17 protein-coding genes are annotated in these 18,231 nt (G+C 65.9%); 5 read left to right on the top strand and 12 right to left on the bottom strand.

Annotation, left to right across the window (positions count from 1 at the left end; all coding sequences use genetic code 11):
- Positions 1-91 precede the first annotated feature (91 nt).
- Positions 92-592 carry a winged helix-turn-helix transcriptional regulator gene (locus C5689_RS04440; protein ID WP_108916061.1) on the bottom strand — a complete coding sequence of 167 codons (501 nt, stop codon included), beginning with the start codon at positions 590-592 and terminating at the stop codon, positions 92-94.
- Between the two features lie 86 nt (positions 593-678).
- Between C5689_RS04440 and C5689_RS04435 the strand changes: the two genes are divergently transcribed.
- Positions 679-1,176: a PaaI family thioesterase gene (locus C5689_RS04435; protein WP_108916060.1), complete on the top strand. Its 498-nt coding sequence runs from the start codon at positions 679-681 to the stop codon at positions 1,174-1,176.
- Between the two features lie 57 nt (positions 1,177-1,233).
- On the opposite strand, the gene C5689_RS04430 is transcribed toward C5689_RS04435, so the two are convergent.
- A complete protein-coding gene (locus C5689_RS04430; protein WP_244594582.1) occupies positions 1,234-3,528 on the bottom strand; it encodes a TonB-dependent receptor family protein in 2,295 nt (764 codons plus the stop codon).
- Between the two features lie 303 nt (positions 3,529-3,831).
- On the opposite strand from C5689_RS04430, the gene C5689_RS18350 reads away from it, so the two are divergent.
- Positions 3,832-3,999 carry a hypothetical protein gene (locus tag C5689_RS18350; protein ID WP_158271749.1) on the top strand — a complete coding sequence of 56 codons (168 nt, stop codon included), beginning with the start codon at positions 3,832-3,834 and terminating at the stop codon, positions 3,997-3,999.
- A 43-nt stretch (positions 4,000-4,042) separates the two neighbouring features.
- Here C5689_RS18350 and C5689_RS04420 read toward each other — a convergent pair whose 3' ends face one another.
- The 7 genes from C5689_RS04420 to C5689_RS04390 form a co-directional block, all read right to left on the bottom strand.
- On the bottom strand, positions 4,043-4,852 hold the full coding sequence (locus C5689_RS04420; RefSeq protein WP_108916058.1) for a class I SAM-dependent methyltransferase: 810 nt from the start codon (positions 4,850-4,852) through the stop codon (positions 4,043-4,045).
- 28 nt (positions 4,853-4,880) lie between these two features.
- Positions 4,881-6,155: a phosphoribosylamine--glycine ligase gene (gene purD / locus C5689_RS04415; protein WP_108916057.1), complete on the bottom strand. Its 1,275-nt coding sequence runs from the start codon at positions 6,153-6,155 to the stop codon at positions 4,881-4,883.
- 65 nt (positions 6,156-6,220) lie between these two features.
- A complete protein-coding gene (gene kdpC / locus C5689_RS04410; protein ID WP_108916056.1) occupies positions 6,221-6,838 on the bottom strand; it encodes a potassium-transporting ATPase subunit KdpC in 618 nt (205 codons plus the stop codon).
- Positions 6,839-6,848: 10 nt separating this feature from the next.
- Positions 6,849-8,960: a potassium-transporting ATPase subunit KdpB gene (gene kdpB, locus C5689_RS04405; protein WP_108916055.1), complete on the bottom strand. Its 2,112-nt coding sequence runs from the start codon at positions 8,958-8,960 to the stop codon at positions 6,849-6,851.
- Between the two features lie 14 nt (positions 8,961-8,974).
- Positions 8,975-10,684: a potassium-transporting ATPase subunit KdpA gene (gene kdpA, locus C5689_RS04400; RefSeq protein WP_108916054.1), complete on the bottom strand. Its 1,710-nt coding sequence runs from the start codon at positions 10,682-10,684 to the stop codon at positions 8,975-8,977.
- A gap of 36 nt (positions 10,685-10,720) precedes the next feature.
- Positions 10,721-10,807, bottom strand: a complete 87-nt coding sequence (kdpF, locus tag C5689_RS04395; RefSeq protein WP_108916053.1) for a K(+)-transporting ATPase subunit F — start codon at positions 10,805-10,807, stop codon at positions 10,721-10,723.
- A 119-nt stretch (positions 10,808-10,926) separates the two neighbouring features.
- Positions 10,927-11,121 (bottom strand): hypothetical protein, encoded by a 195-nt coding sequence (locus tag C5689_RS04390; protein WP_146188316.1) that lies wholly within the window; start codon positions 11,119-11,121, stop codon positions 10,927-10,929.
- A 198-nt stretch (positions 11,122-11,319) separates the two neighbouring features.
- Here C5689_RS04390 and C5689_RS04385 point away from each other — a divergent pair, with 198 nt between their 5' ends.
- The 3 genes from C5689_RS04385 (at position 11,320) to C5689_RS04375 (ending at position 14,944) form a co-directional block, all read left to right on the top strand.
- Positions 11,320-14,022, top strand: a complete 2,703-nt coding sequence (locus C5689_RS04385; protein WP_108916051.1) for a sensor histidine kinase — start codon at positions 11,320-11,322, stop codon at positions 14,020-14,022.
- Between the two features lie 154 nt (positions 14,023-14,176).
- Entirely contained in the window at positions 14,177-14,500 is a 324-nt protein-coding gene (locus C5689_RS04380) for a hypothetical protein (protein WP_167398682.1), read from the top strand.
- A 150-nt stretch (positions 14,501-14,650) separates the two neighbouring features.
- Entirely contained in the window at positions 14,651-14,944 is a 294-nt protein-coding gene (locus tag C5689_RS04375; protein WP_108916049.1) for a hypothetical protein, read from the top strand.
- A gap of 1 nt (position 14,945) precedes the next feature.
- Here the strand turns inward: C5689_RS04375 and C5689_RS04370 are convergent, their stop codons facing one another.
- From C5689_RS04370 to C5689_RS04360, 3 genes are all read right to left on the bottom strand, one after another.
- Positions 14,946-16,193, bottom strand: a complete 1,248-nt coding sequence (locus tag C5689_RS04370) for a hypothetical protein (protein ID WP_108916048.1) — start codon at positions 16,191-16,193, stop codon at positions 14,946-14,948.
- A 119-nt stretch (positions 16,194-16,312) separates the two neighbouring features.
- Positions 16,313-17,542 (bottom strand): tRNA epoxyqueuosine(34) reductase QueG, encoded by a 1,230-nt coding sequence (queG, locus tag C5689_RS04365; RefSeq protein WP_244594581.1) that lies wholly within the window; start codon positions 17,540-17,542, stop codon positions 16,313-16,315.
- Positions 17,440-18,132 (bottom strand): glutathione S-transferase family protein, encoded by a 693-nt coding sequence (locus C5689_RS04360; protein WP_108916173.1) that lies wholly within the window; start codon positions 18,130-18,132, stop codon positions 17,440-17,442. The genes queG and C5689_RS04360 overlap by 103 nt, the downstream gene beginning before the upstream one ends.
- Between the last annotated feature and the right edge of the window lie 99 nt (positions 18,133-18,231).

Genomic DNA, 18,231 nt, shown 5'->3' with positions numbered 1-18,231 from the left:
ACCGGCCGAGGGTTCAACCCTCGTTCGTCTCGGCCCGCCCGCCGGCGCATCGACGGCGCCATGGCGAGGATAGCGGCGGCCGGAGCCGCCGTCATCTCGGGAGTATTTCCGAAGCCGCGTCGGCCAGGCGCCGGCGGATTTTCTCATCCGCGCCGGGACCGGGGGCGATTCTCACCTCCTGCGGGGCGAGCGCCGCGCCACTGGTGCCCCTCACGCACAGCGCCGCGATCTCCTCGCCCGTCGACCGCTCCAGCAGCCGCAGCGGAGGCCCCGCCGGCGCCGCCCAGCGGTCGCCCCATTGCATCAGCGCCACCAGAACCGGAAACAGGTCGCGGCCCTTCTCGGTCAGACGGTAATCGCGCGGATTGCCGCGCCCCGGAACGTCGACGCGTTCGAGCACGCCACAGGCGACGAGCTTGGACAGCCGCTCGCTCAGCACATTTTTGGCGACGCCGAGATTGCGCTCGAATTCGCCGAAGCGTCGCGTTCCGAGAAAAGCCTCGCGGATGAGGAGCAGCGTCCACCATTCGCCGACGATCTCCAGCGCCCGCGCCACGGAACAGGCCTGATCCGGGAATTGCTCGTTTCGCATCGTCTCGCTCGGGCCCTGTTTGGTCTCTTGACGAAACTAAATATAAGACGCAGTTTCACGCGCGACTATAGAGGGGAGAGCGCCTCATGTCGGATCAAACGAGGATTCATGTCGGCGGCGCCTTGCCGCTGGAGCGCCTGCGCTCGATGAGCGGGCTGGACATCGTCCGGGCCATGGGCGAAGCCGCCCTGCCGGTTCCGCCCATATTGCTCTTTTTCGGCTTCCGCCCCGTGGAGATAGAGGATGGGCGGGTGGTCTTCGCGGCGACGCCGGACGAGCGCCACTACAATCCGCTCGGAACGGTTCACGGAGGCTATATTGCCGCGCTGCTGGATTCGACGATGGGCTGCGCCGTGCATACGACGCTGCCGCCGGGCCAGCTCTATACGACGCTGGAGTTCAAGGTGAACTTCACCCGCGCGATCACGGCCGGCGTCGACATTCACGCCGAGGGAAATGTGCTGCACAGAGGCCGCAGCGTCGCGACGGCGGAAGCGCGGCTCTATGACGCGCGGCGGCGCCTGCTCGCTCATGCGACGACGAGCTGCATGATCTTCGCCGCCGACCGCGAGCCGAACGGCTGACGACGTCGCGCTATTCTCCCGCGCCTTCGGCGGGGGAGAATAGCGGCGATCCTCGCCTCAGAATTTGAACTTCACGCCGCCCTGTATCGCACGCGGCTGGCCGGAATAAATCGAGCCGGTCGAATTTTGCGCGAGCACGAAGCCGGGATTTTGAAATCCCGAGGTGAGCGAATTGGCGATCACCGTCGCCGAGGCGACGTAAGTCCTGTCGAACACATTGCGCACCTCGACGAAGGCGGAGATGTTCTTCAGGAAGCCGATCGATACGTCGCGATCGTAATGCATGTTGAGATTGACGAGGCCATAGCCCGGTATGGTGAGCTGATTTCCATTGTCGATGAAATAGGAGCTCTTCAGCACATATTCGAGATAGGCTCCGACGCCTTTGAAGTCGCCCTGCGGAATGTCGTAGCCGATGCGCGTCGTCAGCTCATGCGGAGCGACGCCGGGAATCTTATAGCCCGCGCGGTTGAAAAACGAGCTCGGCCCACGCTGCTCGACGAAGCTCGTGAAGATCTGATTATTGTAGGAGTAATTGGCGAGCAGTCGCCAGCCGTCGATAGGCCGCCAGTCGAGCAGGAACTCCGCGCCGCGATGGACAGAGCCCGGCGCATTATAGGTGTAGTTCTTGAGGCCATTGCCCGGCGACTGCGTCAGCATCTCGTTCTGATACCATTCGTAGAAGCCGTTGAGCGTGACTTTCAGCGTCTCCGTCGGCGTCCAGTCGAAGCCGGCGTCGAAGCCCGAATTGCACTGCGATTTGAGATTTGTGTTATTGCCGTCGAGCCCCTGTTGATTGACGAAGAGGAAGCCATATTGCGGCGTTCCATAGCCGCTCGAGGCGCGCGCATAGAATTTCCACTCGCGATCGGGCCGCCAGGTCACCGAGGCTTCCGGCGCGAAATTCCAGAAGGTGCGATTGGCCGGCACGGTGGTCAGCGCGCCGGAGGGATAGGAGACGGAAGAGGACAGCGCCGCGACCTTGCTCATTTCCGTGGCGAGAGCGATCACGCCCGTCACATCCGGCGCGAGCTCGAGCTCCTCGCGGAAACGGCCGCCGAGATTGGAATGCATGATCTCCTGCTTGTTGGTGAGCAATGGCCCGAGATCGCCATTGCCCCAGCCGAGCAGATTTTGCGAGTAGGTGGTGAAGCGCGTGTGATTGTACCAGACGCCGAAATTGCTGGTCAGCTCACGGCCCTGCAGCGCGCCGTGATGGGTGAGGTCGGTGGAAATATTGATCGAGGGCGCGTCGCCATAAGTGACCGGCGTGTCGATCGGCTGGTAGAAATCCTTGTCGTCATAAATGAATTGCGTGCGCAGCACCGTCTGTGCGTCTATGTCGTGCTCCCAGCGCAGGCCGAGCATGTCGCGCCGATCGTTGCGATGCCACCCAGATTGCAACGCGGAGACCTGCGCCGTCGCGCCATTGGTTCCGTTGAGGAACACCGCCGTCTGCCCGCAGAGGCTGCGGCTGACGATGGTGGACGGGGTGGGCAGCCCGTAACAGCCGCGCTGATAGGGATCGAAATAGAATTGATTGAGCGACATGCGCGCCGGCACATTGCCGTAGAGCTGATTGTGGACCCATTTGAAGGTGAAGCGATCGGTCGGGGTCGCCTCGTAACTCGCCTTCAGATTCACCGTCTGCGTGTTGAATTCCGTATGCGTCGTCGAGCCTTCGCCGCGTGCGTCGCTGGCGAAGAGGGCGATGTCGAAATCGCCGTATTTCTTGCCGATCGTCGTATAATTGGTGAGATAGCCGAAGCTGCCGGCTTCATGGCCCGTCTCCACGCCGTCGATCTCGGCGCCCGTGCGGGTGCGGAAATTGATGGCGCCGCCATTGGCCCAATTGCCGAACAGGGCGGAGGAGGGGCCACGATAGACGTCGACGCCCGCATAGGCGTGCGGATCGGTCGAATCGGTGCGCGAGAAGCCGTCCGGCTGCGTCATGGTGAAGCCGTCCTCGAGCAGCACGATATTGCGCATCGCGCCGCCGATGCGCGCGCCGGAGCCGCGAATCGACAGCGTCATGTCGCGCGGCCCATTGCCCTGCTTGAAGGAGACGCCGGGGCTGTATTGGACGAGATCGCCGATGGTGACGAGCGGCGAGGTCTTGAAGTCCTCGCGCTTCACCGTCGTGAAAGTTTGGCCAGTCGGATCGCGATAGACGGGAAGCGCTTTCTTCTCGGGAGAAAATCCCGGCGCCGAGGCTATTTGTTCCCGCGCGGAGGGCGCGCCTTCGGCGGCGATATCGATGGAGGGAAGCGCCTCTTGCGCCATGGCGGAGGAAAGAGACGCGACGAGGAGCGCGCCGGCGGAGACGCCGCGCGAAAGAGCAGTGCGAGTCATGACGAATTTCTCCTGGCGCGGCAGGATCGCGCGCGCAGATCAAAGAACGGAGCGGGAAAGCCGCATAGGGCCGATCAGGAGAAAAGGGGCGGAGCTCGCGACAACCGGGGCGTCGTCGGCAGAGCCACGCCCGCGCGGCTCGCTGTCGTGGATCGCGCGGCGAAAGACGGCGCTTCGGGACATGCGAAATGGACGACGCCGAGCAGTATCGCGACAAAGACCGTCGCATCGCGCCGAGCCGTCGCCTGCAGGCAGCAGCAGCCGGAGCTTTCGTGCTCATGGCCGCCGCGATGAGTCGCGCAGATGTTCTGCGTCGTCGCGGTGAGCGAAGCCTCGTCGGCCGGGACCGTGTGCGCGGGCCCGGCGTTCATCGTCAGTCCCAGAAGCACCGACAAGATCGCGACGATGCGCGAGAGCGCGCCGAATGGCTCTTTGCTGAATCGTCTCCGCCGCATCATCATGGCGGCATAATCGGCAGCGGCCGGCAACTGTCAAGTCTTCGGCGCGCCGCTCGTCAGGCGAAGGTCACGCGCGTGATCGCCGGGACGCGCTCGCGAATGAAGGCGAGGCGCGACAGCCATCCGAAAAGGCGCCCGCGCCACCCGCGATAGACGCGGTAATCGAAAATCTCAACCGTTTCGATCGCCGCCCAGCTTCGCAATGTCGGCTCGATCTCGCTGCGATCTATTCCCCAGGGCATGGGCGGTATGGTGAAATTCGGCGTGAGCGCATGACCTTTCAGCGTCGCTTTGGAGAGCCAGCGCGGAACATGGTCGAATAGCAGGCTCGCCTTCGGAAAGCGGCGCGCCATTTCGCGTATCAGCTCTGCGGTCTCCTCCGGCGGAAGATACATGAACAGCCCCTGCGCCGCGATGAAGACGGGTCGGCCCGGCGGGACCTCGTCGAACCAGCGGCGATCGAGCGCGCTCAGCGACACATGGCGATGGCGCGCGTCGGGCTCTATGAAGCGCTCACGAATGGCGATCGATTCCGGCAGATCGACGGTGATCCACAGCGCTTCGCCCGTGTCGGCGATGCGAAATCTGTGCGTCTCCAATCCTTCGCCGAGATTGACGATCACACCGTCTGGATACGCCGCCAAAAAGGCGCGCAGCGCATTGTCGAAGACGAGAGCGCGATTGGCGTGCGAGGGCTGCGCCGCGCCGAAGCTCGCCTCATAATCATAATCGAGCGCGCGATAGATTTCGACGAGCTTCTCGTCACTTAGCAGGCCGTCTTCGCGCAGCGCCTCGCCGGCGCGATTGTGCAGCGTCCACAACATGGTCTCCGGCACGCCGGTGAGATTGGGCGCGATCTTGTCCATGTGGCCTCCCCGCAAACAGGTTCTCGTTCTATCTTTCCCGTTCGATCGCGCGCCAGCCTATGTCGCGGCGACAAAATCCGTCCGGCCAGTCTATCGCATCGACGCCTCGATAGGCCAGCGCCTGCGCGTCGCGCACAGTCGCGCCGAGAGCGGCGACATTGAGCGCGCGCCCGCCGGCGGCGACGAGCTTGTCGCCCTCCCGCCGCGTGCCGGCATGGGTGACGATGACGCCCGCGATTTCGCCGGCGCGCTCGAGGCCCTTTATTTCCGTGCCGGTCAGCGGCGTTCCCGGATAGTTTTTCGCGGCTAGAACGACCGCGAGCGCGGTCTGCGGCGAAAAGCGGATCTTTCGCTCGGGCAGCGCGCCGCGCGCGCAGGCGAGCATCAGCTCGAGCAGATCGTCCTCGAGCCGCGGCAGCAAGACCTGCGTTTCGGGATCGCCGAAGCGCACATTGAACTCGATGAGCTTCGGCCCGTCTTTCGTCAGCATCAGCCCGACGAAGAGCACGCCCTGAAACGGCGCGCCCATCTCGCGCATGGCGCGCAATGTCGGCGCCACGATCTCGCGCATCACGCGCGCTTCGATTTCCGGCGTGAAGCAAGGCGCCGGCGAATAGGCGCCCATTCCGCCCGTGTTCGGCCCTCTGTCGCCGTCGCCGACGCGCTTGTGATCCTGCGCCGAAGCGAAGGGCAGCGCATGGGTCCCGTCGCAGAGCACGAAAAAGGAGGCCTCCTCGCCCTCGAGCTTTTCTTCGATGACGACTTCCGCGCCGGATTTGCCGAAGGCGCCGGCGAATATGTCGGCGACCGCCTGCTCCGCCTCTTCGAGCGTCTCGGCGACGACCACCCCCTTGCCGGCGGCGAGGCCGTCGGCCTTCACCACAATGGGCGCGCCCTTCTCGCGCAGATAGGCGAGCGCCTTCTCCTCATTGGCGAAGCGCTCGTAATCGGCGGTCGGAATCGCATTCGCCCGGCAGATATCCTTGACGAAACCCTTCGAGCCCTCGAGTCGTGCGGCCGCTTTCGAAGGGCCGAAAACCGCGACGCCCTTCGCGCGCAGCGAATCGGCGAGGCCCTCGACCAGCGGCTGCTCCGGCCCCACCACGACGAACTCTATGTTCTTTTCCGCGCAAAAGCCCGCCACGGCGGCGTGATCGGAAACATCGAGCCGCGCCAGCTCCGCGACCTCGGCGACGCCGGGATTGCCGGGCGCGGCGTAGAGCCGCGAGAGCAGAGCGCTTTTGGAAAGCGCTCGGGCGATCGCATGTTCGCGGCCGCCCGAGCCGATGAGCAGAACATTCATTCTTCGATCCGGCTTAAGTGAGTCCTCCCTTCAATAGGGCTTCGCGCCTCCGGACGGAAGAGGGCTCACCGCGCCGCCTGCGCTCGCGCCAGCGCGTCCAGCGCCAGATTGAGCGCCAGCACATTCACGCGCGGCTCGCCGATGACGCCCGCGAGCCGCGGTTCGACTTTTGTCTCGACGAGGGCGCGCACCTGCGCCTCCGGCATTCCGCGCGCCGCCGCCACCGCCGCCGCCTGAGCCAGAGCGAAGCGCGGCGAAATATGCGGATCGAGACCGGAGGCGGAGGTGGTGACGGCGTCGGCCGCGACGACGTCTATGCGTCCCGCCGAAAATTCCGCCTCTATCGCGGCGTTGACGCGATCGACGAGCTTTTTCGAGGTCGGGCCGAGATTGGAGCCGCCCGAATTGGCGGCGTTAAAGGGCGCGTCGATGGTCTTGCTCGAATCATTCGGGTCCGGCGCCGTGGTCGCCGAAGGGCGGCCGTGGAAATAGCGCTCGGACGCGAAATTCTGCCCGATCAGCGAGGAGCCGACGACGATTCCATCGCGCTCGATCAGGCTGCCATTGGCGCGCTCGGGAAAAGCGAGCTGCGCAATGCCGGTGATCGCCAGCGGATAGGCGAGGCCGGTGAGAAGGGTGAAGAGGACGATCATCACGATCGCCGGTCGAAGATGCGAGATCATGGGCGCTTCCTCACACGAGATGCAGAGCGGTGACGATGAGATCGATGATCTTTATGCCGATGAAGGGAATGACGACGCCGCCGAGACCATAGATCAGCAGATTGCGCCGCAGCAGCGCCGCCGCGCCGACGGGCCGATAGGCGACGCCCTTCAGCGCGAGCGGGATGAGCGCGATGATGATGAGCGCGTTGAACACCACCGCCGACAATATCGCCGATTGCGGCGAGGCGAGCTTCATCACATTGAGCGCGCCGAGCTCTGGATAGGCGATCACGAACAGCGCCGGAATGATGGCGAAATATTTGGCGACATCATTGGCGATCGAAAATGTCGTCAACGAGCCGCGCGTCATCAGCAATTGTTTGCCGATGGCGACGATCTCGATGAGCTTGGTCGGATCGCTGTCGAGATCGACCATATTGCCGGCTTCGCGCGCCGCCTGCGTGCCGGTCTGCATGGCGACGCCGACATCGGCTTGCGCCAGCGCCGGCGCGTCATTGGTGCCGTCGCCGCACATTGCGATGAGGCGCCCGCCCTGCTGCTCGCGGCGAATATAGGTGAGCTTGTCCTCGGGCGTCGCCTGCGCGATGAAATCATCGACGCCGGCCTCCGAGGCGATGGCGGCCGCAGTGATCGGATTGTCGCCCGTCACCATCACCGTCTTTATGCCCATGGCGCGTAGCGCTGCGAAGCGCGCCTTTATGTCGGGCTTGACGATGTCCTTCAAATGCACGACTCCGAGCAGACGCCCATTCTCGCTGACGGCGAGCGGCGTGCCGCCGGCGCGCGAGATGCGCTCCACCGCGCGGGAAAAATCCTCCGGCGCGGCGAGCCTCGCATGTCCGGCGCGCTCCAGAATTTCCGCGCCGCCGCCGCTCATGCGCGCATCCGCAGGCGCTTCGCGCAGGCTACACGTTTCGCTCTGCGCGAGAATCGCGTCGACGGCGCCCTTGCGCAGCGCGCGGCCCGGCAGATCGACGCCCGACATGCGCGTATGCGCGGTGAAGGGAACGACGCGAAGGTCGCTGCCGACCTCCGGCGCCGTGAGGCCATAGCGGCGCAGCGCCAGAGCGACGATGGAGCGGCCTTCCGGCGTCTCGTCGGCGAGCGAGGCGAGCAGCGTCGCCTCGGCGAGCTCATGCTCGCCGACGCCGCCGACGGCGATGAATTCATCCGCCATGCGATTGCCGAAAGTGATGGTGCCGGTCTTGTCGAGCAGCAGAGTGTCGACATCGCCCGCCGCTTCCACCGCGCGGCCGGATGTGGCGATGACATTGAAGCGGATGAGCCGATCCATCCCGGCTATGCCGATCGCCGACAACAGGCCGCCGATCGTCGTCGGAATGAGGCAGACGAGCAGCGCCGCCAGCACTGTGAGCGACAGCCGGGTCCCCGAATAATCGGCGAGCGGCCACAGCGTCACGCAGACGATGAGGAAGATGATCGTCAGCCCGGAGAGAAGTATCGACAGAGCGAGCTCGTTCGGCGTCTTCTGCCGTTCGGCGCCTTCGACGAGCGCGATCATGCGATCGATGAAGGTGGAGCCCGGCGCGGCGGTGATCTTCACCTTGATCCAATCGGAGAGAACGCTCGTGCCGCCGGTGACGGCGGAACGATCGCCGCCGGCCTCGCGAATGACCGGCGCCGATTCGCCGGTGATGGCGGATTCATTGACCGAGGCGACGCCTTCGATCACTTCGCCGTCGCCGGGGACGAGATCGCCGGCCTCGACCAGGACGACGTCGCCGATCTTCAGATCGAGCGCCGAAATGGTCTCGGTCGCGCCGCCTCTGACGCGCTTCGCCTCGGCGTCGCTGCGCGTACGGCGCAGCGCGTCGGCCTGCGCCTTGCCGCGCCCTTCCGCCACCGCTTCCGCGAAATTGGCGAAGAGCACGGTGAACCACAGCCAGGCCGCGATCTGGCCCGAGAAGAGCGCGTCGCCGTCCTTGGCGACGAGATCGCGGATGAAGAGGATCGTCACCACGGCGGAGACGATTTCGGTGACGAAGATCACCGGATTGCGCGCCAGCCTACGCGGATCGAGCTTGTAGAAAGCGTCGATCGCCGCGCGGCGCAGAATGGTCCCGTCGAAGAGGCCGGGAGCCGAAGCTTTCGAAGACATTGCGCGAACTCCGTTCAGAAGAGCTTGCCGGACTGCAGCAGCAGATGCTCGACGATGGGGCCGAGCGCGAGCGCAGGGAAATATTGCAGCAGATAGAGGATGACGATGACGCCGATCAGCAGGCCGACGAAGAGCGGGCCATGCGTCGGGAAGGTTCCGCTCGACGCCGGCGCCCGTTTCTTCTCGGCGAGCGCGCCGGCGATGGCGAGCACCGGAATCACATAGGCGAAGCGGCCGAAGGCCATGGCGAGGCCCAGCGTCGTATTGTACCAGAGCGTGTTGCCGGAGAGCCCTGCGAAGGCCGAGCCATTATTGTCGGTCGTCGAGGCGAAGGCGTAGAGGATCTCGGATAGTCCGTGCGGGCCGGCGTTGTTGAGGCTGTCGAGGCCGGTCTTCACCAGAACAGAGGCCGCCGAAAAGCCGAGCACGCAGAGCGGATAGACGAGCACGGCGAGCATGGCGAGCTTCATCTCGCGCGTCTCGATCTTCTTGCCGAGATATTCCGGCGTGCGGCCGACCATCAGGCCGGCGACGAAGACCGCGATGACGACGAGCACGAGAAAGCCATAGAGTCCCGCGCCGACGCCGCCGGGCGCGATGGAGCCCATCAGCATGTTGAACAAAGGCACGAGCCCGCCGAGCGGCATGAAGGAATCATGCATGGAATTCACGGCGCCCGTGCTGGTGCCGGTCGTCGCCGCGGCGAAGAGCGCGCTGGTGGCGACGCCGAAACGCACTTCCTTGCCCTCCATATTGCCGGGCGCAGCATCGACGCCGATTTCGGTGAGCAGCGGATTGCCGCCGGCCTCCGCCCAATAGGCGACGAGAATGCCGACGACGAGCACGATCATCATCGTGATCGCGATCGCGCGGCCCTGGCGAATATCGCCGACGATGCGGCCGAAGGCGAAAGCGAGTGAGAAGGGGATGACGAGCAGCGCGAAGATCTCGAGCGAATTGGTGATCGCGTCGGGACTCTCGAAAGGATGCGCGGAATTGGCGTTGAAGAAGCCGCCGCCATTGGTTCCGAGCTCCTTGATCGCCTCCTGGCTCGCCACCGGGCCGATGGCGATGATCTGCTTCGCGCCCTCCAATGTCGTCGCTTCGACGGAGCCGAGGAGCGTCTGCGGAACGCCGAGCGCGACGAGAACGAGCGCGAAGACGATCGCGAGCGGCAACAGCAGATAGAGGGTGGAGCGCGTGAGATCGACCCAGAAATTGCCGACCGTCGGCGATTCTGCGCGGGCGAAGCCGCGGGCGAGCGCGAAGGCCATGGCGAGGCCGGTCGCGGCGGAGAGAAAATTATGCACGGTGAGCCCGAGCATTTGCGTGAGATGACTCATCGTCGTTTCGCCGGCGTAATTCTGCCAATTCGTATTGGTGACGAAGCTGATCGCTGTGTTGAAGGCGAGATCGGCCGGGACGGGATCGAAGCCTTGCGGATCGAGCGGCAGAAGATGCTGGAATCGTTGCAACGCATAGAGCGAGCCGAAGCCGGCGACGCTGAAGACGAGCATGGCGATCGTATAGGAGAGCCAGCTCTGCTCGCGCGCGGGATCGACGCCCGACAATTTGTAGAAAAGCCTTTCGATGGGCGAGAGGATCGGCGAGAGGAGATTGCGCTGGCCGGTGAGCACGCGCGCGACATGGGCGCCGAGCGGAACGGCCGCGGCCATCACGGCCGCGAGCACGATCGCGATTTGCGCCAGACCTATGGCGTTCATTTCGGAGTCCTTTGCAAAAAGGCCGGACGAATAGCGTCAGAACTTTTCAGGATGAAGAAGCGTGTAGAGAAGATAGGCGCCGAGCAGGACGGCGACGCTCAGGCCGAGCGCGGGTTCGAACATGAGCTGGTCCTTTCACAATCTTCCGCAGAAACGCGCATAGGCTCCCATCAGCGCAAAGAAGATGGCGCTGAGGCAAAGATAGACGAGGTCGAGCATGGATCGGCTCCTTGTTTGAATTTTTAACTGCGCGCGCTGGCGAAGCGCGCCTTCAGGCGGCGGCGATGGCGGGCGCGGAGAAAGCGCGTGAGCGCATCCGTCACGTCGAGCGGGTCCGCGGCTTTTCGCACCCATGCCGTTCGATAGATGCGCCAAGCCGCGGCATAGGCCGCGACGAGCGCCATGGCGGCGATCGCCGCGCCGATGATTTGGAACATTTTCGCCTCTCCTGAAGGGTCGACGGCGCGAAACATGCGCAGAAGAGCCGTAAGGGAGCCATTCGCGATTCGACCGATCGTATAAGGGCTTCATAAAGATCGGGCGGATGCGGCGATTTTGGTGGCCGCAGCGCTTGCGCGCGCGGCGCGCCGCGAGCATTTTCTGTCGTCGAAGCACGAGCGTCGCGAGAGAGGAAAATGGCGGAGGCGGGAAACGAGTTCGAGCGCCGGCCCGATCCCGATGCGCTGCTCGCGCTGGCGGATCGGGAGAAGCGCGGCAAGCTGCGCGTCTTTCTCGGCGCCGCGCCCGGCGTCGGCAAGACTTATGCGATGCTGGCGCGCGCCCGCGCGCTCGCGGCCGACGGCGTCGATCTCGTCATCGGCCTCGTCGAGACGCATGGCCGCGGCGAGACGGAAGCCTTGGCGGAAGGGCTCGAGACCTTGCCGCGGCGAAAAATCGATTATCGCGGCCGCACGCTCGAGGAATTCGACATAGACGCGGCGCTCGCGCGACATCCGGCGCTCATCCTCGTCGACGAGCTCGCGCACAGCAATGCGCCGGAGAGCCGTCACCCGAAGCGCTGGCAGGATGTCGAGGAGCTGCTCGACAGCGGCGTCGACGTCTGGACCGCGCTCAATATTCAGCATCTCGAGAGCTTGGCCGACGTCGTCGCGCGCATCACCGGCGTCGCCGTGCGCGAGACCGTGCCCGATCGCGTGCTGCAGGATGCGGCCGAGGTCGTGCTCGTCGATGTGACGCCGGACGAGCTGCTGCAGCGGTTGAACGAGGGCAAGGTCTATGTGCCCGATATGGCGCGGCGCGCCGTGCAGCATTTCTTCACAGCGCGCAATCTCACCGCTCTGCGCGAATTGGCGCTGCGCCGCACGGCCGAACGCGTCGACGATCAGATGGTCGACTACTTGCGCCAGAGCGCCATAGAGGGACCATGGGCGACATCGGAGCGCTTGCTCGTCTGCGTCGGCGGCGACGATCTGTCGGAATATGTCGTGCGCGCCGGCGCGCGTCTCGCCACCGGATTGAATGCGCCCTGGATCGCGCTGCATGTCGAGCGCGCGGGAGAAGAGGAGCAGGACGCGGAACGCTTGCGGCGGGTCGACGATGCGCTGCGTCTCGCCAAGCGTCTCGGCGCCGATGTGGAGCGCGTCGTCGGCCATGATCTCGCCGGCGAGACGCTGAGATTCGCACGGCGCGAGAATATTACGCAAATCGTGGTCGGCCGCAGCCATGCGGGCCTTCTCGCGCGCTTGCGGCGCCGATCGCTGACCGACGAGATCGTGCGGCGATCTGACGATATCGCCGTGCAGGTGATCACGGAAAGCCGCGCGAACGTCGCGGAAGGGGCGCGGCCGCGCAGGGCGCGATCGGCTCATGGCGAGTTCTGGCGCGGCCTCGGGGCGACGCTCGCCTCCGTCGCCTTCGCCATTCTCGTCGCCTGGCCGCTCGATGTGTGGCTGCGTCTTCCCAATCTCGGGATGATCTTCCTCGCTTCCGTCGTGTTCTGCGCGCTCGCGGCGGGCGTCTGGTCGGCGGTCGCGGCCTCCATTCTCTCCTTCTTCGCTTTCGATTTCTTTTTCGTCGAACCGCGCTATCAATTCAGCATTTCGCAGGCGCATGAATTTTTGTCGCTGCTGGTCTACACATTCGTCGCCATAGTGACGGGCTCGCTCGCCGGCCGCGTGCGTGAGCAGTCGCGCGCCATGCGCGCGCGGGCGGAGGCGGCGCAATCTCTGTTCGAATTCTCACGCGAATTGTCGAGCGCCGCCTCGCTCGACGAGGTGCTGTGGGCCGCCGCCGTCCATGCGCAGAAAGCGCTGGACGCCAAATGCGTCGCGCTGCTCGTGCCGAAGGATGGCGAGCTGACGATTTCCGCCGCCTGGCCGCCGATCGACCGCTTGGACGCCAAAGAGGAGGCGGCGGCGCGCTGGGCCTATGAGCGCGGCGAGCCGGCCGGTCTGCGCAGCGGCACTCTGCCGAATATTCGCTTCGAATTTCGTCCGCTGACGACGTCGCGCGGCGTCATGGCCGTAATCGGCCTCGAGCCGAAAGCCGCGCCGGAGACGCCCTCCGCGCAGAGCGAGCGTATGCTGACCGCCATTCTAGAGCAGACGGCTATCGCGATCGATCGTTCACTGCTCGCCGGGGAATCGGTGCGCGTCGCCGCGCTCGAGGAGAGTGAGAAGCTGCGCACGACGTTGCTCGCCTCGCTCTCTCACGATTTGCGCACGCCGCTCGCCTCCATCACCGGCGCCGTCACCAGCCTGCGTCAGCTCGGCGATCGGCTCGCCGATACGGATCGGCTCGATCTCCTCGCCTCCATAGAGGAGGAGGCGGCGCGCCTGTCGCGCTTCATCGTCAATCTGCTCGATATGTCGCGCATCGAATCGGGCGCGCTGGCGCCGCGGCGCGAATTGGTCGATGTCGGCGACGCCGTGCGTTCGGCGATGGAGCGCAGCCGGAAGGAGTTTCCCGATTTGAAGGTCTCGGCGAGCCTCGCGCCGGATTTGCCGGCGATTCGCGGCGACGCCGGCCTGCTCGGGCAGATCGTGTTCAACCTGCTCGACAATGCGCATAAATATGGCGGCGGACAGGCCTCCGTCTATGCGCGGCGCGATGGCGACGATCTGCTGCTCACCGTGACCGACGAAGGGCTGGGCGTGAAGCCGGCCGATCTCGAGCGCATATTCGAGAAATTCTATCGCGGCGGCCGCGTCGACGGGCGCAAGGCCGGCGCCGGTCTCGGCCTCTCCATCTGCCGGGGCCTCGTCGAGGCGATGGGCGGGACGGTCGTGGCGCAGAGCCCGGCGATTCGCCGCAAGGGCACGCGCATCGTGCTGCGCTTTCCCATTCCGCCGCAACCGCGTCGCGGCGCTGTGGCGTGAATGCATCGCCGCGCGAAAATCGCGCGGCGTGAGCATAGCGGCCACGTTTTCGCCGTTCATTTACGTTTTCTCGTTTTCATCGACCGCGCTCGGCGAGTGGGCTGCTCGGGGACAGGCCGTGCGAGCGACGCCTCGAGGGGTAATGGAGAGAGTCATGAAGGAGATTTCGGGACGGAAAATCGCGGGCGTCTTCGTCGCGCTCGCCCTCGGCGTGGCGCCGATCGTCACCGCCGCGCCAGCGGCCGCGGGCGATCCGGGCGCGGCCATTGCGGCGGGCATCGGCGGTTTCGCGCTCGGCGCGCTCGCCGGCAGCTCGGCGGCGCGTCCGGCTCCGCCGCCCTATTACGGCGCGCCGGCCTATTATCCGGCGCCCGTCTATGAAGCGCCGCCGCCCTATCGCTGCTGGCGCGAGCGCCGGCCGGTGTTCGACGAATATGGCGTCGTCATCGGCTATCGCCCCACCCGCGTCTGCGAGTAACGAGAGGGTGAGGCTTTGGCCTCGCCTTTCGGTTTCTACTCTGCTTGCAACCCTCCCGGACGTCGCCGCGTTACAGCCCATGAGAGGCGCGGCCGACGCTTCGGGGAGAATTGGTCGCTCCCGTCGGCCCTTCGCCGGGAGCGTTGTTCCATGCGTAAGCTTTCCATCCTCGCCGCCGTGACCGTCGCCGCGAGCCTCGGGGCATCCGTCGCCGCCACGCCCTCGCTCGGCGCGCGGTTCCAGCCGGCCCTCGCCCCGCTCCCGATCGTTAAAGCGACGCTCGGCGACAGCGCGACGGCGCTGCGTCCCTTCGGCGACGGACCGGCCATATTGATCGGCCGCGTCTATGGCGGCGATGACGAGGATTGCGTGCTCGCCGTCACCCGCGTCGAAGGCTCGGACGGCCAGGTGAGCGTGACGCGGGGAATCGCCTGTTCGCAGTGACTCAGCGGGCGCCGATTCGGCCCATGCCCCAATTGGGCTCGACGCGCGGGCGGCGCGTGCGGAACTGACCTTTCAGCACGAGCGCGAAGGCGATAGCGTCGAGGCCGGCGAGCGTCAGCCACCAGAGCTGCTCGGCTGCCGGTCCCAGCACGCAGATCGTCAGCCCGGTCGCCAATCCGCCGAGCAGGAAAGGCGCGAGCACCGGCCGCGTCCGTCCGATGACATAGAAGGCGCGCGCGACGACGGCGGCGAGGCCGAGCGCGCCGAGAATGCCGAGATCGAACCATACCTGGAACAGCAGGCTGCGCGGCGTGTCGGGATAGAGATAATGACCGGCGACGCCGAACACCGCCGCGCCGAAGCCATGGCCGATGAGAAGCCGCGGCCCGTCATTGGCGATGATTCGGCCCCAGGTTTCGAGTCCCCAATTCTCCAGCGGCGCAGCGAAGGCGGGCAGACGCTCGGGCGCCGCGAAATGCAGGAGAATCGGCGCCAGCGGCGCGAGCAGGATCAGAGCCGCCGAGAGGATCGCAAGCAGCGAGCCGGCGCGCCGCGCCTTGCCGAAGGACAGCGCCAGCACGAGCGCGCCGACGAGGAGCGCCGGCAAGACATTTGGCGCGCGCGCCAGCAGGCAGGCGGCGACGCTGACGAGGGCGACGATCGCGGCCGAAACCCAGCGGCCGCGCAGCGCCAGCGCGCCGAGCGCCGGCCAGATCGCCAGCGCCAGTCCGAGGCCGGCGCGCTGCAGGGCGTTGCTGTCGAGATCGGCGGGCTGATCGCCGCTGCTCGCCGAGAGAAAGGCGACGGCGGCGAGCGCCGCCGCTGCGGCGCCGGTGCCGATCGGCAGAAGATTGAGATTGGAGGTCTTGGTCCGCGTCGGCAGCAGCGCGCAGGCGGCGGCGACCAGCGCCAGAGTCGCGGCGCTCTTGGCGTAGCGCTCGGCCGGACCGGCGCCGAAAGGCGTCCAGGCGAGCGACAATCCGGTCCAGCCGACGAAGAAGAATGCGGCCAGCGCCGTCGGCGTCAGCGCCAGCGCGGCGATCTCCCGCAGGCGCCGCGTCTGTGGCGCGAGGCTCGCCGAGAGCAGCAGCAGAGCGGCGCCGATGGGCAGCAGAATATAGATGGTCTGCCGCGTCACGATCGGCGCCAGCTGTGAGATGATGAACAGCAGCATTATGCTGAGGCGCGCCAAAAGGCGCGCCGCCTCGGCGGCTGGATCATCTATTGTGCGTCGCGAAACATTGGACATGGCGGCGGCGTTCGGCGTGGGGCGCGCGCCCCGAGGGCGGCGCGGAGAACTCTACTGTTTGTGCTGCGGCGAATCCATGGACGCGCCGGCGTTGCGCCGCGGCAATCTGTGTCGCGACGTCACTTTTTCGTTGGGTGTGTCTCTTTTGCCCACTCCTCGCGTACGGAGCCGTCGTCTTCCTTCGGTAGGGCCTTCCCGGCGAGCATGGAAAAATCTCCCATAGGCAGCAGCCGCGCCAGCGCCCATACCGCGGCGCCGCGCGCCAGCGGCGACGAATCGCCGAGCAGCGGCTCGACCGCGAAGGCGAGAGCGGGACGTTTCGAATTGCCGATCGCTATGGCGACATTACGCCGAAAGCGCGCATGGCCGAGCCGCTTGACCGGCGTTCCGGCGAAGAGCGCGCGAAAGCCGGCGTCGTCCAGCGCGGCGAGATCGACGAGGGGCAGCGCGGAGAGGTCCTCGCGCAGGGCGAGCTTGGCGTCCCGCGTCGCCTGCGCGAATTTGTTCCAGGGGCAGACGGAAAGACAATCGTCGCAGCCGAAGATCCGATTGCCGACGGCTTCGCGAAACTCGCGCGGAATCTGGCCCTTGTGCTCTATGGTGAGGTAGGCGACGCAACGCCGCGCGTCGAGCCGATAGGGCGCCGGAAAGGCCTTGGTCGGACAGGCGTCGAGACAGGCGCGGCAGGAGCCGCAATGGTCCTCCTCGGGCGCATCGGGCGTGAGCGAAAGATCGGTGAAGATCGCGCCGAGCAGCAGCCAGGAGCCGAAGCGCCGCGAGACGAGATTGGTGTGCTTGCCCTGCCAGCCGAGCCCGGCAACCTGCGCCAGCGGCTTCTCCATCACCGGCGCCGTGTCGACGAAGACCTTCACTTCGCCGCCGCCGGTCTGCGCCACCAGAAATCCGGCGAGCTGCTTCAGCCTTCCCTTGATTACCTCATGATAATCGCGCCGGCGGGCGTAGAGCGAGATCGCGCCGCGATCGGGCCTGGAAAGAATCGCCAGCGGATCGCCGGGCGCGCCATAATCGATCCCCAGCATTATCACCGAGCGGGCTTGCGGCCACAGCGCTCGCGGCGCGGCGCGGCGCTCGGCGGTCTCCGCCATCCACTCCATATCGCCCTGGGCGCCGGCGGCGAGCCATTGGGCGAGACGCTTGCCGGCCTCGGCGGGAGCGTCAGCGCTCGTGATGGCGCAGAGATCGAAGCCGAGCTCGGCAGCCCGGCGGCGCAGCGCCTGCTCGAGGCTCAGAAGTCCAGCTCGGCGTAGACCGGCCCCGGCGTCATGCCCGGCGTGCGATCGGCCAGCAGCGGACGGAAGGCCGGACGCGATTTGATCCGCTGATACCAATGCTTGACCGTCTCGTCTTCGTCCCATGGCACGTCGCCCAGATAGTCGACGCAGGAGAGATGGGCGGCCGCGGCGAAATCCGCATAGGTCAAGGATTCGCCCGCCAGCCACCGCCGCGCCTCGGTCAGATAGCCGATGTAGCGGATATGGGGACGCAGATTGGCGCGCGCGACCCGCAGCAGGTCCATGTCCGGCGCGCCGCCGCCGATCTCCGGCGCGAGAAAGCGCTTGTAGACTTTCTCCATGACCAGATAATTCGTCACCTCGTCGAAGAATTTGACATTGAACCACTCGATCAGCCGGCGCGTCTCTATGCGCTCGTGGAGTCCGAGCGGCATGAGCCGCAGGCCGCGGAAGTCCGGCGGCAGGCAATCCTCGAGATATTCGACGATGACGCTCGCGCCCGGAACCACGGTGCCGTCGTCGTCGACGAGCACCGGCGTCTTGCCGGCCGGGTCCAGCGTCAAAAACTCCCGCCGCCGCTCGGCCGCCCGCTCCTCGACCAGCGTCGTCTCGATCCCGTATTCGGCGAGAATCAGCCGCACGAAGCGGGAATGGGGGCAGAGCGGATGATGATAGAGAGTGGGCATGGAGCCGTGATGTGACGGCGAAGCGCCGGAAACTGGGACTGTCCGCGCGAAAGCGGAGAAATCCGTATAAGTCGGCGCGGGCGGCGCGACAAGCGCGGA

This window comes from Methylosinus sporium (assembly GCF_003113265.1).
Classification (GTDB): Bacteria; Pseudomonadota; Alphaproteobacteria; order Rhizobiales; family Beijerinckiaceae; genus Methylosinus; species Methylosinus sporium.
This window is presented reverse-complemented; position numbering and strand designations above follow the sequence as displayed.